The 15,226-nt window shown below is 40.2% G+C and carries 17 protein-coding genes and 1 pseudogene; 10 read left to right on the forward strand and 8 right to left on the reverse strand.

Features of this window, described 5'->3' with window-relative positions:
* Positions 1-52 precede the first annotated feature (52 nt).
* Both B5D77_RS27190 and B5D77_RS10835 read right to left on the reverse strand, forming a co-directional pair.
* Positions 53-1,609, reverse strand: a pseudogene (locus tag B5D77_RS27190) (AAA-like domain-containing protein).
* A 70-nt stretch (positions 1,610-1,679) separates the two neighbouring features.
* The gene (locus B5D77_RS10835) at positions 1,680-1,964 is read right to left on the reverse strand and encodes a hypothetical protein (RefSeq protein ID WP_016515349.1); all 285 of its coding nucleotides are present in this window, start codon (positions 1,962-1,964) and stop codon (positions 1,680-1,682) included.
* Between the two features lie 69 nt (positions 1,965-2,033).
* Here B5D77_RS10835 and B5D77_RS10840 point away from each other — a divergent pair, with 69 nt between their 5' ends.
* Both B5D77_RS10840 and B5D77_RS10845 read left to right on the forward strand, forming a co-directional pair.
* Positions 2,034-2,258 carry an AbrB/MazE/SpoVT family DNA-binding domain-containing protein gene (locus B5D77_RS10840; RefSeq protein ID WP_002751127.1) on the forward strand — a complete coding sequence of 75 codons (225 nt, stop codon included), beginning with the start codon at positions 2,034-2,036 and terminating at the stop codon, positions 2,256-2,258.
* Positions 2,255-2,647 carry a type II toxin-antitoxin system death-on-curing family toxin gene (locus tag B5D77_RS10845; RefSeq protein ID WP_002802172.1) on the forward strand — a complete coding sequence of 131 codons (393 nt, stop codon included), beginning with the start codon at positions 2,255-2,257 and terminating at the stop codon, positions 2,645-2,647. Before B5D77_RS10840 ends, B5D77_RS10845 begins: the two co-directional genes overlap by 4 nt.
* Here B5D77_RS10845 and B5D77_RS27705 read toward each other — a convergent pair.
* Positions 2,644-2,766: a hypothetical protein gene (locus tag B5D77_RS27705; RefSeq protein ID WP_002793363.1), complete on the reverse strand. Its 123-nt coding sequence runs from the start codon at positions 2,764-2,766 to the stop codon at positions 2,644-2,646. The genes B5D77_RS10845 and B5D77_RS27705 overlap by 4 nt on opposite strands.
* 214 nt (positions 2,767-2,980) lie before the next feature.
* Here B5D77_RS27705 and B5D77_RS10850 point away from each other — a divergent pair, with 214 nt between their 5' ends.
* The 3 genes from B5D77_RS10850 (at position 2,981) to B5D77_RS10860 (ending at position 4,322) form a co-directional block, all read left to right on the forward strand.
* Positions 2,981-3,409: a GUN4 domain-containing protein gene (locus tag B5D77_RS10850; RefSeq protein WP_008203433.1), complete on the forward strand. Its 429-nt coding sequence runs from the start codon at positions 2,981-2,983 to the stop codon at positions 3,407-3,409.
* 426 nt (positions 3,410-3,835) lie between these two features.
* Positions 3,836-4,063 carry a hypothetical protein gene (locus B5D77_RS10855; RefSeq protein ID WP_002734104.1) on the forward strand — a complete coding sequence of 76 codons (228 nt, stop codon included), beginning with the start codon at positions 3,836-3,838 and terminating at the stop codon, positions 4,061-4,063.
* A complete protein-coding gene (locus B5D77_RS10860; protein ID WP_002734303.1) occupies positions 4,038-4,322 on the forward strand; it encodes a type II toxin-antitoxin system RelE/ParE family toxin in 285 nt (94 codons plus the stop codon). Before B5D77_RS10855 ends, B5D77_RS10860 begins: the two co-directional genes overlap by 26 nt.
* A gap of 124 nt (positions 4,323-4,446) precedes the next feature.
* On the opposite strand, the gene B5D77_RS10865 is transcribed toward B5D77_RS10860, so the two are convergent.
* Positions 4,447-6,003, reverse strand: a complete 1,557-nt coding sequence (locus B5D77_RS10865) for an AAA-like domain-containing protein (RefSeq protein WP_106908817.1) — start codon at positions 6,001-6,003, stop codon at positions 4,447-4,449.
* Between the two features lie 361 nt (positions 6,004-6,364).
* On the opposite strand from B5D77_RS10865, the gene B5D77_RS10870 reads away from it, so the two are divergent.
* Positions 6,365-7,618, forward strand: coding sequence for a competence/damage-inducible protein A (locus B5D77_RS10870; protein ID WP_106908818.1), 1,254 nt, complete (start codon positions 6,365-6,367; stop codon positions 7,616-7,618).
* Positions 7,619-7,814: 196 nt separating this feature from the next.
* Entirely contained in the window at positions 7,815-7,946 is a 132-nt protein-coding gene (locus B5D77_RS27710) for a hypothetical protein (RefSeq protein ID WP_002757361.1), read from the forward strand.
* Between the two features lie 83 nt (positions 7,947-8,029).
* Here B5D77_RS27710 and B5D77_RS10875 read toward each other — a convergent pair whose 3' ends face one another.
* Entirely contained in the window at positions 8,030-9,625 is a 1,596-nt protein-coding gene (locus B5D77_RS10875; RefSeq protein ID WP_008203421.1) for an Hsp70 family protein, read from the reverse strand.
* Positions 9,626-9,816: 191 nt separating this feature from the next.
* On the opposite strand from B5D77_RS10875, the gene B5D77_RS10880 reads away from it, so the two are divergent.
* A complete protein-coding gene (locus tag B5D77_RS10880) occupies positions 9,817-10,416 on the forward strand; it encodes a Uma2 family endonuclease (RefSeq protein ID WP_008203419.1) in 600 nt (199 codons plus the stop codon).
* 99 nt (positions 10,417-10,515) lie between these two features.
* The gene (locus B5D77_RS10885) at positions 10,516-10,983 is read left to right on the forward strand and encodes a DUF29 domain-containing protein (protein WP_008203417.1); all 468 of its coding nucleotides are present in this window, start codon (positions 10,516-10,518) and stop codon (positions 10,981-10,983) included.
* Between the two features lie 76 nt (positions 10,984-11,059).
* Here B5D77_RS10885 and B5D77_RS10890 read toward each other — a convergent pair whose 3' ends face one another.
* The 3 genes from B5D77_RS10890 to accC are packed head-to-tail and all read right to left on the reverse strand — an operon-like array spanning position 11,060 to position 13,621.
* Positions 11,060-11,635 (reverse strand): Uma2 family endonuclease, encoded by a 576-nt coding sequence (locus tag B5D77_RS10890; protein ID WP_106908819.1) that lies wholly within the window; start codon positions 11,633-11,635, stop codon positions 11,060-11,062.
* Between the two features lie 26 nt (positions 11,636-11,661).
* The gene (locus tag B5D77_RS10895; RefSeq protein WP_008203411.1) at positions 11,662-12,231 is read right to left on the reverse strand and encodes a Uma2 family endonuclease; all 570 of its coding nucleotides are present in this window, start codon (positions 12,229-12,231) and stop codon (positions 11,662-11,664) included.
* A 43-nt stretch (positions 12,232-12,274) separates the two neighbouring features.
* A complete protein-coding gene (gene accC / locus B5D77_RS10900) occupies positions 12,275-13,621 on the reverse strand; it encodes an acetyl-CoA carboxylase biotin carboxylase subunit (protein ID WP_008203409.1) in 1,347 nt (448 codons plus the stop codon).
* Between the two features lie 346 nt (positions 13,622-13,967).
* Between accC and hisD the strand changes: the two genes are divergently transcribed.
* On the forward strand, positions 13,968-15,224 hold the full coding sequence (gene hisD, locus B5D77_RS10905; protein ID WP_008203407.1) for a histidinol dehydrogenase: 1,257 nt from the start codon (positions 13,968-13,970) through the stop codon (positions 15,222-15,224).
* Positions 15,225-15,226: the final 2 nt, after the last annotated feature.

Here is a 15,226-nt window from a genome sequence, read left to right on the forward strand (position 1 = left end):
CTATATTATTTGTTACAGATATTTATCGCCAACCTACTCCTTATCAAAACATTCAAGCCCTAATTACAGTAATTCTATATTGATTTTCTGTCACCACAACTTCAGTGGATAATCTTTCTTCCATTGGTAAGGCATTTTTTCGCCTATCAAAGATAAATAACCAACCAAAATCTAAACCCAAACGCCCTAAATAAGATTCTAATTGTTCAATTCCGTCAGCTTGCGGATCGCGTTTTTTATCTCGCCATACTTTTAATTCAATCCCTAAAATTACATCTTTATACTGTAAACATAAATCCATTCTATCACTACCAATTGCATATTCCCTTTCTAAAACTCCCCCACCATTAACCACACGATGTAAAAAAGCCATTAATACTATATGTGGCGCGATTTCATGGTAAGCAGCACTACTTAATAATGGTTCGACCTGTTGTCGCCAAAACCTGAGAAATGCTGTTAATAAAGCATCTATATTTAATTCACCTTTTGCTGTCAACCAACTAGGACTAATTAAAGGTAAACTGTCCTGAGTTCCTTGTACTAAAACACGGGGAATAACTTCACGATAAATGGGGTTAGAAATAACTAATCCCCCCATCGGATCACGTCGTAATAATCCTAAATCTATTAAATATTGGCGATCATCTGCTAGGGTATCTGGTAATGTTTGCCCTGCTAAAATTGGTTGAATAATGTTTTTAACTCGTTTTTCTCTGAGTTTTTCCGCTAAACTATCTAAATGAGTATCCTGACGAGCTATTAATATTTATTTGGCTGTTAAAATGTGTTCTTTGGTAATAGTAATACTTCTATCTTTTAACATTTTTTCTACAACTTCTTTAGCCAAAGCATTAACTAACCAAGGTTGTCCTTGGGTTAAATCATAAGCTGTTTCTATAGCTTCTGGTGTGAAAATTTGTCCGGTTGCTGCTGTATGTTGTTGATATAATTCTCCCACTTCTGCAAGATTAAAATTTCGCATAGTCAGAGAAGCAACTTTTATATTAAAAGGACTAGATGTATTTAATCTATCACTACCTCCCGATGCTACTTTATAATCTCTCACATCTCGTAAACCAATTAATCCTACCGAGGTCGGAAAATTTTCAGGACGATTAGGAAACCCATCTCTTAACTGTCGTAAAACTGATATTAATGTTTGGTCTTGTAAAGAGTCAATTTCATCTATAAATAATACTATGGGACGATTTAAAGATGTTGCCCAATCTGATAAAAAAGCCTTGATTCTGCTTCCTGCTTCTTCCTGTTGCCATTGTTTAGCAGCTGGTTACAATTCTTTAGGTAAACGGATATTTATTGTATTATACCATGCCCCTAAAATTGCCAATTCTGCGGCTGTAGGATCATGATTAAATGCACTTCCTACTTCCACTGATACCATGACTGCGGCATAATTTCCAGTATCGGTAAGTTGTTTTGCTAGGGATAACATAGCGGTGGTTTTCCCCGTTTGTCGTGGTGCGTGAAGGACAAAGTAACTTTCTTGTTTAATTAAATCCTCTAAATCTGGTAATCGTACTGTGGGAGATAACATATAGTGGATATCGTCCTTACAGGGACCGGCAATATTAAACCAGCGAGTCATGGTATTTTGGCAGTGGGTGAACTCTTTAAGTTTACACTATCTATAATTATGTTGGTATCAAGCAAGATTTTCACAGGTTATGTTTCTCCTTTAAATATTCCCATTTAGCTTGATCTGGATCAAAATCAGGAGGTGCAGGTTGGGTTTTCTCAAACCAGTTTTGCAAAACCTTGATTTTAGTTGGTCTTTTTGGTGTTTCTGGTGCTGATTCAGTGGTTAGGGTTGTGGTATGATCAAGGGTATCTGTAGCTGCCCAAACTACAATTTCCCCTTTTCTGGGGGGTAAATTCAGGGGTTCGGTAATTACTAAGTTACCAGATTGATCAATTTTTCCTTTGAGTTTGTATGCTTGCATGATGTTTTTCATGAGACTCTGTTTTTATATTATTATCTCAAATTGACTGAATTGGAGGTTATTAACTGAATGTACACCTTAAAAATTAGTAGAGTTGGAAATTCCTTGGCTATAACATTACCTCAAGAAGCTCTGGAAAAACTTAAAGTTCAAGAAGGAGACAGTGTATTTGTCACTGAAACACCAACAGGTATTATTATAACTGCTGGTAATCCTGATTTTGAAAAAGCAATGGAGGCTTACAGAAAAGTCAGCACAAAATACAGAAATGCACTTCATGAGTTAGGGAAATGAATGGAATTTTCTGGTTAGATGAAATAATTGTTAAAGCCATACATGAAGACCAATTAATACAGCATGGTGGTCTGGCGGGTGTGCGAGATAACAATTTGTTTTTCGCTAGTTTAGATAGACCGAAAAATTTACTTGCTTATGGTGAACCTACACCCAGTATATTTGATTTAGCTGCGGCTTATGGTTATGGATTTGCTAAAAATCATGCTTTTATAGATGGTAATAAACGGGTAGCTTTCGTAGTAATGGCTATCTTTCTGGAATTAAATGGATATTCGTTAGATGTTCCAGAACCCGAAGTTGTTTTAATAATGGAACGACTAGCAAACGGTCAAGAAAGTCAAGAAACTATATCAGAATGGCTGCGAGAAAATTCTATTAAATATTAAAGGTTATCTGTGGCTGCCCAAACTACAATTTCCACGTTTCTGGGGGGTAAATTCAGGGGTTTGGTAATCACTAAGTTACCAGATTGATCAATTTTTCCTTTGAGTTTGTATGCTTGCATGATATTTTTTTAGGACTTACGCAAAAGGGAACGAAAGTAGGGGTAATTCATGAATTACCCCTACGCAAGAATAAGGTTTTCAGTCACATCTTGCGTAAGTCCTAAATATAAAATGGTGATTTTTCCGCTCTTTCGCATCAAGACTTGTGGATTGTAACCTATGTTAGGATGTCTCTAGTATATTTTCTAAAAATTAATCTACAGGAATATCACTATGAGCTTACAGCGAGAGGTAGAATTAAAATCAGATGCAGGAATGGACTACAGCAAACTCCGTGACTTACTCAAAGCTGGGAAATGGAAAGAAGCGGATGAGGAAACAGCAAGGGTAATGTTAGCGGTTGCAAACCTCGAAGAAGAAAGTTGGTTAGATAATGAACACATTGATAATTTTCCCTGTGCAGACCTCCGCACCATTGACCAATTGTGGGTAAAATACAGTAATGGTAGATTTGGGTTTTCTGTTCAGAAACGCATTTATCAGGGTTTAGGGGGAACGAGAGAATATAACCGAGAAATCTGGGAAAAGTTCGGGGACAAGGTAGGATGGAGAGAAGGAGGAAGCTGGTTGTCTTACATTGATATTACTTTTGAGATGAAAGCACCTAAAGGCCAACTCCCATGTGATTGTTGGGGTTTTTAGTTTTTTAGGAATGATTTTTCGTTTGCGTCTTCTCTCGCGTCGAGACTTGTAGATTGTAACCTGTAAAGATTACAGTTCGTAGGGTGCGTTAGGAGCGCAAAAAGATTATAAAATGTACAAATAAATTAAATACGCGACGTAACGCACCATTATTATTAAATGAGATTTTTAAAAACATAATAAAATAAATTATTGAGCAAATATGAGGTGCGTTACGCTGTCGCTAACACACCCTACAAATTATCTATTACATCAGAAGATTAATAACAGAAGTCGGGGATCTAAATTTTATCAGAGGTGCGTTACGCTGTCGCTAACACACCCTACAAATTATCTATTACATCAGAAGATTAATAACAGAAGTCGGGGATCTAAATTTTATCAGAATCAGATATAATCAAATTGGGTAAATAACCAAAATAATCTATGAATACGTTAGAACTTCGTGAACAAATCCAAAAATATGTTGAACAACTGTCACCAGAAAAATTACTTGTAGCAGTTGATTTTTTAGCATATTTGGCAACAAGAGAAGATGATGCTACTCAAGAGTTATTAGAGATTGTAGGATTTAAAGAAAATTTTGATCATGCTAGAGAAAATGTAAAACAAGGAAAGGTGATTACTGTTGACAAACTTAAACGAAAATATTAATTATACTGTTGTTATTAGTATTGATGCAGGGGAGTTTTTTGAATCTGCTTCTGCTACTTTACAAAAAAAGTTAGATAGATGTTTTGAACGTTTAAAAATTAATCCTCGTAATCATCCTAATATAAAATCTCTCAAAGGTGAGTTATCAGGTTATTATCGTTATCGAGTAGGTGACTATAGAGTTATTTATGAAATTAATGATGATTTAAAACTGGTAACGATAATTTTTATCGCCCATAGAAGTAAAGTTTATGAATAGCTGAAATAAAAATTAAGCAGCCAATCCTGTAGGGTGTGTTAATTAAATGCAACGTACCTTATAAATTCACCGTTAAATATCTTTGAAAAAAGCATTGTTTCCAACAATACTTCATTTAAAAGACTCAAGCTCTAATCACAGTAATTCTATATTGATTTTCTGTCACCACCACCTCAGTGGATAACCTTTCTTCCATTGGTAAGGCATTTTTACGCCTATCAAAAATAAATAACCAACCAAAATCTAACCCTAAACGCCCTAAATAAGATTCTAATTGTTCAATTCCATCAGCTTGCGGATTGCGTTTTTTATCCCGCCATACTTTCAATTCAATCCCTAAAGTTACATCTTTATACTGTAAACATAAATCCATTCTGTCGCTACCAATGGCATATTCCCTTTCTAAAACTCCCCCACCATTCACCACACGATGTAAAAAAGCCATTAATACAATATGTGGAGCGATTTCATGATAGCCAGTGCTACCTAATAACGGTTCTCCGTGCTGTCGCCAAAATTTGAGAAATGCTGTTAATAAAGCATCTAGATTTAACTCCCCTTCCGGTGTTAACCAAGTCGGTGCAATCATTGGTAAAGAAGCCATTGGTGTGACTGTTAAAACTCTGGGTAACACTTCCCGATAAATGGGATTAGCAATAGTTAAACCTCCGTAGGGGTGCATTTTACATAATCCTAAATCAATCACAAATTGAATATCATCATTAGGTATATTTCCTAATTCTAAACCTGCTAACATTGGTTCAATAATGGCTTTAATTCTTGGTTCTCTTAACCTTTCCGCTAAACTATCTAAATGAGTATCCTGACGAGCTATTAATATTTCTTTGGCTATTAAAATGTGTTCTTTTGTAATAGCAATACTTCTATCTTTTAACATTTTTTCTACAACTTCTTTAGCCAAAGCATTAACTAACCAAGGTTGTCCTTGGGTTAAATCATAAGCTGTTTCTATTGCTTCTGGTGTGAAAATTTGTCCAGTTGCTGCTGTATGTTGTCGATATAATTCTCCCACTTCTGCAAGATTAAAATTTCGCATAGTCAGAGAAGCAACTTTTATATTAAAAGGACTGGATGTATTTAATCTATCACTACCTCCCGATGCTACTTTATAATCTCGCACATCTCGTAAACCAATTAATCCTACTGAGGTCGGAAAATTTTCAGGACGGTTAGGAAAACCATCTCTTAACTGTCGTAAAACTGATATTAATGTTTGGTCTTGTAAAGAGTCAATTTCATCTATAAATAATACTATGGGACGATTGATAGCTTTTACCCAATCTGATAAAAAAGCCTTGATTCTGCTTCCTGCTTCTTCCTGTTGCCATTCTTTTACAGGTGGTTGCAATTCTTTAGGTAAACGAATATTTATTGTATTATACCATGCCCCTAAAATTGCCAATTCTGCGGCAGTAGGATCATGATTAAATGCACTTCCTACTTCCACTGATACCATGACTGCGGCATAATTTCCTGTAGCAGTAAGTTGTTTTGCTAGGGCTAACATTGCGGTGGTTTTCCCCGTTTGTCGTGGTGCGTGAAGGACAAAATAACTACGTTGTTGAATTAGCTCCTCTAAATCTGGTAATCTGACTGTGGGAGAGAGCATATAGTGGATATCGTCCTTACAGGGACCGGCAATATTAAACCAGCGAGTCATAGAATTTTATTATTTAGTGGACATTTTAATTTTAGATGATTTTGGTGGGGTTTGTCATGGCAGGAAGGAAGAGGTGATGATCGGCAATACCTTGTTATGCTTGATTATGATCAATTATTGTTATATAAGGCAATAATGCGCTGATTTTACGTTTGCTAATGGGTAGTGATACTAAATCTGGTTATTAAAAGTGGCATTTAATATACAAGACTTTGATTGTTGATAGCTTACTGGTATAATACTGGAGCGCACTGGTAGGGTTAACTTCCAGTACCATCGTTACCGAAACCCGATCGAACGATGGTGACAGGAGATCAGTTAATGATCAAAATTGAAAATCTTAAGCTAATTGCTAAAAATTATGGCCGCTGAAATTATTTGTGTAGGAACGGAATTATTATTAGGGGATATAGTTAATACTAACGCCCAATATTTAGCCCTAGAATTGGCAAAATTAGGCATTCCCCATTATTATCAAACGGTGGTGGGGGATAATGTAGAAAGACTGAAAAAAGCGATCGCTATTGCTCGAGAACGTTCCTCAATTTTAATTTTTACCGGGGGACTGGGACCTACTCCCGACGATTTAACCACAGAAACAATCGCCGATTTTTTCCAAACGCCCCTTAGAGAAGATAAAGAGATTTTAGCAGAAATCGAGGCTAAATTTACGAGTTTAGGGCGAGAAATGCCTCCTAGTAACAGTAAACAGGCTTTAATACCTGTGGGAGCCGATTTTTTGCCAAATCCGACGGGAACCGCCCCCGGCATGATCTGGCAACCACAGACTAACCTGACTATTCTCACTTTCCCCGGAGTACCCTCAGAAATGAAGAGAATGTGGGTAGAAACGGCTATTCCTTACCTAAAAAGTCAAGGATGGGGCAAAGAGAGGATTTATAGTCGTTCTCTGAAATTTCGCGGTATCGGTGAGTCAGCTTTAGCGGAAAAAGTTGTCCATTTATTTGATCTGACTAACCCCACCGTTGCCCCCTATGCTGGTTTAGGCGAAGTGCGTTTGCGAATTGCGACGAAAGCCCCTTCTTTAGAGGCTGCTTTGCAGGTAATTGAACCGGTAGCGACGGAAATTAAGGAAATCGCCGGATTAGATTATTTTGGGGCCGATGATGATACTTTACCCTCGGTAGTGGGGGAACTGTTGCGGCGACAAAAACAAACTTTGAGTGTGGCAGAATCCTGTACCGGAGGAGGATTAGGGGAAATTATCACCCAAATCGCCGGCAGTTCCGATTATTTTTGGGGTGGGGTTATTTCCTACGATAATCGGGTAAAAGTTGCCCTCTTAGACGTAAATGAGCGGGATTTAAATAATGTCGGGGCTGTCAGTGCCATTGTTGCCCAACAGATGGCACTAGGGGTGCGAAAACGCCTCGCTACGGATTGGGGGATCAGTATCACGGGTATTGCCGGACCGGGAGGTGGCAGCGAGACAAAACCCGTGGGCCTAGTTTATATCGGTTTAGCCGATCCTCGGCGAAATGTCACCGTATCAGAGCATCGTTTCGGAGAAAATCGAGATCGCTCGACCATTCGCCAGATTAGTGCTTATACCGCCCTCGATCGCCTACGACGGAACTTATTAACAATATCTTAAAAAAGAATTGCCAAGAATATATACTCAGACTAAAAAGTTATGTTAAGCTTAATATAAATACAAGATATAGATTCCCCCGCTCGTCAGATTTAACAGCCAAACGATGAAAATCAGTTAAAATTCTCTAGAATCAAGCTGTTGCGGGGATCAATCGACGAAAACTCATAGCTAGTATCTCAAAGGAGCCATTTGGTCAATGGACTATTTAGATGAAGTGATAGACAAGTTGAGAGAATGGGCGCGCAAACTGATCGAGAGTGTTTTTGGTCCGGAACCCGAACCCGAACCCGAATTAATCCCGATCCCCGTGCGCGATCACAGTCGATAAGGCCACCGGTAAAACAGAATATTGCGATAATATCAGTGCAAACTTACTATGAGTCTGCACTTGATTTTTACCTGAAGCCAAGCCTAGCTTAATTTGGTGACAATTTGATTATTTAGTAACAATTCTTGACTGAGTAAATCTTCCACATTAATCCGCAGGAAACACTGATCATCAATCCAGAACTGCACTTTAATGCGATCTTTGCCGGGGAAACCTAAAGGATCGAGTTTAGCGATCGAACAGGCCCCCTCGCGATCATTTAAGGGTTGAACGCTAGTTTCTCCACTACCCAGGGAACGAGTAATTAATTTATCACCATCAAAATAGACCTCCATTGCCCCCCTTTCTGGGCCTAATTCGCCGATAATTAACTCAATGCTGGGTTGATTGTCCACGGAAGCACCTAGTACTAATTCCACGGGTTTTTCCATGGGATAGGGTTGTCCGGAGTTAATAATCGGATGCCAAGCGTGGGCATTTTTGCGACGATTCCAGTAACGAATCCCGTAGCTATGATAAAGAAAATCTTTGACTTGATAACCTTGGGCTAATTGTAACGCTCCCAAAGCGATCGCTTCAAAGGGTCGATCCTCTTTAATTTTACTACTATCAAAATACTGTCGCACCCAATCTTTTACCGCCGGAATTTGTACGGTTCCCCCAACTAATAACACCGCATCGATATCGCTAACTTCAATTCCATTGCGTCTTCCCTGTTGCAAAACTCCCGTCATTAAATCATCTAATTGATTAAAAAAGTTTTGTTGTTGGAGAATATCGGTCAATTGTTCTCGATCTAAGCTTAACTCGTAACTCTCGAAATTTTCCTCATCAAAATATACTTCCTCGGCGGTTAATTGGGAAGAAAGTTTAATTTTTAATCTTTCTGCTAGACGAGTAGTTAGGGAAGTTTTCGCTAAAGATTGCTTTTGGGCAAAATAATCGACAATCCAATCGTCTATATCTGACCCACCTAAATTTGTCCCTGCCTTGGCTAAAACTCTCGCTATTTTAGTTTTTTGGGCGGAATTATTGCCTAAAAGTTTTTCTCCCCACTTGAGAATAAAACCTTGATTTTTTTGAGGATTATCTAAATCTAATTGTACCAAAGAAAGATCGAGGGTGCCACCGCCAAAATCTACCACTAAAATCACCTGATCACCCGTGGTTCCATAACCCAAAGCGGCGGCCGTGGGTTCATCAATTAGGCGAATTTGTTCGATTTCCCAACCCTGACAAACATTACTTAACCAATTGCGGTAACTTTCAAAACTATCGACGGGAACGGTTAAAACTAGCGATTGGGGGGTTTCCAGGGCGGTGTTTTTTAAGTGGTCGATGATGCTATCGAGAAACCATTGGCCAACCCCCTCGAAACTGAGGACAGTTTCCTCTAATTCTGGTAAAAATCCTTGAATTTTTGCGCCGATACCTCGTTTAAAGCGACGAAAAAAACGCGGATCTCGATCGATATCTAAACCCTGATCGCGCACTGCTTGACCAGCAATTACTTGCAGGGGATTGGCTGATTTAATATAGAGTAAACTGGGAATTAGGGGCGGATTGTCGGCTATTTGTTGGGATAACTCCGATAATTTCACGGTTTCGGCCCTATTTGTCGCCCCATTCCAACGAGTAATGACGGTATTACTGGTTCCGAAATCAATAGCGTAGAACACGATCGATGGTTTTTAGGTAAATTTAGTTAATTATTCGCTATTATAACCTGTTATTTATTGAACCCGCCCGATCGAGGTGGAAGTTTCCCCAAAAAATCGGGAATTTGTTCAGCGCAAGCTCAAGAATTCTGTGCAGAAACTTGACAAATAATCTTTAATAGTATATATGAGTTCCACCTGATCAAAGGATTATGTTAGCAGTTACTACCTCACCCGAAACCCTCTCCTTAGAAATTCCTAGCGCAATCGCTCTCTCTATCACCCTTGAACAGTTTGAAGCCCTTGCGGAGGTCAACCGGGACTTAAAATTAGAACGTACAGCCCAAGGAGAATTAATCGTGAATCCCCCGACAGGTGGCGAATCAGGACAGCGTAATTTTCGTATAACAGGACAATTGTTTTGCTGGTGCGAAGAAAATGAAGCTTTAGGAGTCGGGTTTGACTCTTCCACTGGATTTATACTACCAAATGGGGCGATTCGTTCTCCCGATCTATCTTGGGTGAGTCGAGAACGCTGGGAATCTTTAACCCCTAAGCAGAAAAAAGGATTTATTCCCCTCTGCCCCGATTTTGTGGTGGAATTGCGCTCTGAATCCGATAGTCTTGACAAATTACAGAAAAAACTGCTTGAGTATAGGGAAAATGGCGCAAGGTTAGGCTGGTTAATCGATCCCCAGAATCGGCAAGTTGAAATTTATCGTCAAGGAAAGGAGGTAGAAATATTAGAAAATCCCACTGATTTATCGGGTGAAGATGTTTTACCTAATTTTAGCTTAAATTTAAAGCTCTGATGTTTTCGGGAGTAATCCTGCGATATTCTGCCAATGTTTTTGAGATCGGGGAGTCGCTTTAAAATTATCTAAGAATTCTTTTTTCTAGGTCATCATCAAATGAGCATCGAAAAGTCGTTAGTCTCGTCAGGTAAAAGTCTTTATCAAGAAGATTTCTACCGATGGTTACAAGAAACCGCTAATTTACTCAAAGAACATCGTTTTGAAAAATTAGACTTAGAAAATTTGATCGAAGAAATTGAAACGATGGGAAGGAGTGAAAAACGAGAACTAGAAAGTCGCTTAACCGTCATTGCCGAACATCTGCTTAAATTGACTTACTGGCTAACTGAAAAGGAAGCAAATGCTCAAGGGTGGCGCAGCACAATTGTTGAACAACGCAGACAAGTTCAACGCTTATTAAAAGAGAGTCCAAGTCTGAGAAGATTGATTCCTGAAATCTGGATAGATTGTTACCTAGCAGCCAGAGAAGATACTTTCAGAAAGTATCAACTTGCTGCTGATTTATTCCCGATTGAATCACCCTTCACCCTTGCAGAAATCCTTGATTATGACTATCTTCCTTAAAAATGAATTCGGTATTTTATCGATGAATACAATGCCTAACAAAGCCAAGCTTTAAACGGCAATCACTACCTCTGATTTACCAAATCAAAGTAAGATTTAAACTAAATTCTGGCAGCATATTTTCCCCCGATAAACTCTCTGGATCGGTTAAAATTTCTACTGCCTGTTCTTGACGATAAATTTCTACTTCTCTAGTTTTTCTATTGATTAACCAACCCAAACGAGTCCCATTATCTAAATATTCCTGCATTTTTTTCCTAGTAGTTTCTATGTTGTCATTAGGAGACATTAATTCAATGACAAAATCGGGAGATAGAGGTAAAAACCTTTCCTTTTGTTGTGGGGTTAAAGCTTGCCATTTATCTAAAGGTATCCAAGCAGCATCGGGAGAGCGATCGGCTCCATTGGGTAGTTTAAATCCTGTGGAGGAATCAAAAGCGATACCCTTACCATTGTTATCTGACCAATTAAATAATTGTTGGGTGATTCTACCGTTACTATTGCCCGTTTTTCCTCCCGTCGGTGGCATAATAATTAAATCTCCTTTTGGGTTGCGTTCCAAACGTAAATCTCGGTTATCCTGACAAAGTTGAAAAAACTGTTCATCGCTCAGTTGCCAAGATTCAAATTTAATTTCTACTACTGTCATCATAGATTCTCTTTTATAGGATTATAGAATTACCAAATACTATCAAGTTCTAAGACAAATTGAGATAAAATACTTTCCCCCGATAAACTCTCTGGATTAGTTAAAATTTCTACTGCCTGTCCTTGACGATAAATTTCTACTTCTCTAGTTTTTCTATTGATTAACCAACCTAAACGACTCCCATTATCTAAATATTCCTGCATTTTTTTCCTAGCAGTTTCTATGTTGTCACTAGGAGACATTAATTCAATGACAAAATCGGGAGATAGAGGTAAAAATCTTTCCTTTTGTTGCGGGGTTAAAGCTTGCCATTTTTCTAAAGGTATCCAAGCAGCATCGGGAGAGCGATCGGCTCCATTCGGTAGTTTAAATCCCGTGGAGGAATCAAAAACTACACCTAATTTATTTAGGTTATTCCATAACCATAATTGGGCAGTGATTCCAGCGTTAGAATTGCTGGTTTTTCCCCCCGTTGGTGGCATAATAATTAAATCTCCTTTTGCGCTGCGTTCCAAGCGCAAATCTCGGTTATCCTGACAAAGTTGAAAGAACTGTTCATCGCTGAGTTGCCAAGATTCAAATTTAACTTCTACTGTCATTATTATCCCCAGCCTACTCTCGCCTAACATTTATGGTAACACCCTAGGGCAAGAGATGTTCCTGGATGAAATTAGTGTAAACATCTCCAGCTAAAAAGGCGGGAGTTTCCAATATTTTACGATGGAAATCAATAGTCGTCGGTACTCCCGTGATCGCACATTCCCGCAGGGCCCGTTTCATGCGTTTAATCGCAGTTTCGCGATTTTCTCCCCAGACAATTAATTTCCCAATTAGGGAATCGTAATAGGGGGGGATTTCGTAATCGGTGTAAACGTGGGAATCCATGCGGACACCAGGACCGCCGGGAGGCAGATAAGCGCTAATTTTGCCGGGGTGAGGGCGAAAATTGTGATCGGGATCCTCGGCATTAATGCGACACTCGATCGAATGTCCTCTAAATATCACCTGATCTTGCTTAATTTGCAGTTTTTCGCCCTGTGCCACCAGAATTTGTTCTCGGATCAGGTCTATCCCCGTGATCATCTCCGTGACGGGGTGTTCCACCTGAATACGGGTGTTCATTTCCATGAAGTAAAAATTACCGTGTTTATCCACTAAAAATTCCACGGTTCCCACCCCGACGTAATTAATCGATTTAGCGGCTTTAACGGCGGCATTACCCATTTTTGAGCGTAAATGCGGCGTTAAAAAAGGACTGGGGGCCTCTTCTAGCAGTTTTTGGTGTCGTCGCTGAATCGAACAGTCTCTTTCTCCTAAATGGATCACGTTACCGTGACTATCGGCCAAAATCTGAAACTCGATATGTCGGGGACATTCGATAAATTTTTCTAGATATACTCCCGAATTGCCAAAAGCCGCTTCTGCTTCCCCTTGGGCGGCTTTTAACATATTACCTAGTTCATCTGCACTCTTGACAAGACGCATCCCACGCCCTCCACCGCCGGCGGTGGCTTTAATCAGGACAGGATAACCGATGTCATCAGCGATACGTTTTGCTTCCGCTTCTGAGGTAATTAAACCACCACTGCCGGGGATAGTGGGAACTCCCGCTTTTTGCATGGTTTTTTTAGCGGTAGATTTATCCCCCATAGCCAGAATAGCACTGGGAGACGGACCGATAAAAGTTAACTGATGGTCGGCACAAATTTCGGCAAAGCGGGCGTTTTCTGCCAAAAAACCGTAACCGGGATGGATGGCCGTGGCGTTGCGTGTTAGGGCAGCCGAGATGATATTAGGGATATTTAGGTAACTTTTGCTGCTCGGAGGCGGACCAATACAAACACTCTCATCGGCCAATTGAACATGAAGGGCATGGCGATCGATGGTAGAGTGGACGGCAACGGTTCTAATACCCAATTCTTCGCAACTATGAAGGATTCTTAAGGCGATTTCCCCGCGATTGGCGATTAATATCTTGGCAAACTGCATTGGACGACCACGAGATCAGGCTGGTGTGATAGGCGACTATTTAGTAGAATATCTGGTTTTGTTACCTTGGGGAAATCGGGAAGTGGGTAATTATAAATTATGAATTATGAATTATGAATTATGAATTGGGGTGTGGGGTGTGGGGAGAATAAATAAAATAATCTGCTATCTCCTATCTCCTGACTCCTGACTCCCGACTCCTATCTCCTGACTCCTGACTCCTACCTACCGACGGCTAAATTAACCGACTTCGTCTCCCTCCCCGGCCAAGATTGAAAGCGATAAGCTAGAGTGTGAGGAGTGAAAACTTTTTAATCTCGTTTCGCCCCTAGAGGATAATAGCTCGATGTTGCGAATTATCACAGAGCCATGGTCAGCCAGAACGGAACTGAGACGAATTCGGGAACGGTTCGACGATCCGGAAATTCGGGAAAAAGAATCGCTTGTCCGAGAGATTGTCGATCAGGTGCGACTTACTGGCGATCGCTCGTTGGTGGATTACACAGAAAAATTCTACCAACAGTCCCTTAATCTACAACAACTTAAGGTGAGTGGCTCGGAACTGGATGCCGCTTATCAACAGGTGTCCCAGGATTTATTAAATGCGATCGCTGTTGCCTGTGCAAAAATGGAGGCTTTTCACCGTCAGCGTCTCCCCAAAGCTTGGGTACAGTTTCCTGAGGATGGTACGGTTCGGGGGAAACGTTATCAACCGATTAACAGTGTGGGAATTGTTGTTCCCGATGGTAAACGGGCCTATCTCAGTTTATTGCTCCAACAGGCGATTCCTGCCAAAATAGCGGGGGTTAAACGCATTGTCATGGTATCTCCCGCCGATGAGGATTTACGCATCCATCCGGCGATTTTAGTGGCGGCCCAATCGGTGGGTATTAGTGAGATTTATCGGGTGGCTGGACCACAGGCGATCGCCGCTTTAGCCTACGGCACAAAAACGATCGCCCCCGTGGAGATGATTGCAGGAATAGGTGATTTTTACACTAATTTGGCTAAAAAACTGGTTTCTGACCATGTAAAAATCGATTATCTCTCTATTACTTCTGATTTGGTTATTATTGCCGATAGTCAAGCTAATCCCAGACAGTTGGCCCTAGACCTATTAGCGCAAGCGGAACAGTATTCCCTAGCGGCTGCGATTTTATTGACGACGGATAAGGCTTTAGCCCTAATAGTACAGGAAGAAGTGCAAAAACAGTTACAGGTACATCCCCAGAGATTGTTGACGGAAAAAGCGATCGCTCATTATGGTTTAATCGTGGTGGTGGAGTCATTGGAGAAAGCGATCGAATTATCGAATCTTTTTGCTCCTACCCATTTATCTTTGATGATCGATGAGCCTTGGCAAAAGCTATCTTCTTTGAGACAATCGGGAACTATTCTCCTCGGTTCTACTACCCCAAAAGCGGTGGCTGATTATTTGGGTTGTCCCGTGGGAGTGGAAACTTTTCTCGATTCCGCCACTTTGATCGAATATCCCGCCGATTCTTTCGCCTCCATAGCCCATAATCTGCAAATATTAGCGCAAGCGGAGGGATTTACGGCAACGGATGCTGGTATAGAATACCGAGGTCAGGACAAGACCTAGAA

Origin of the sequence: Microcystis sp. MC19 (assembly GCF_003019735.1) — a bacterium.
Classification (GTDB): Bacteria; Cyanobacteriota; Cyanobacteriia; order Cyanobacteriales; family Microcystaceae; genus Microcystis.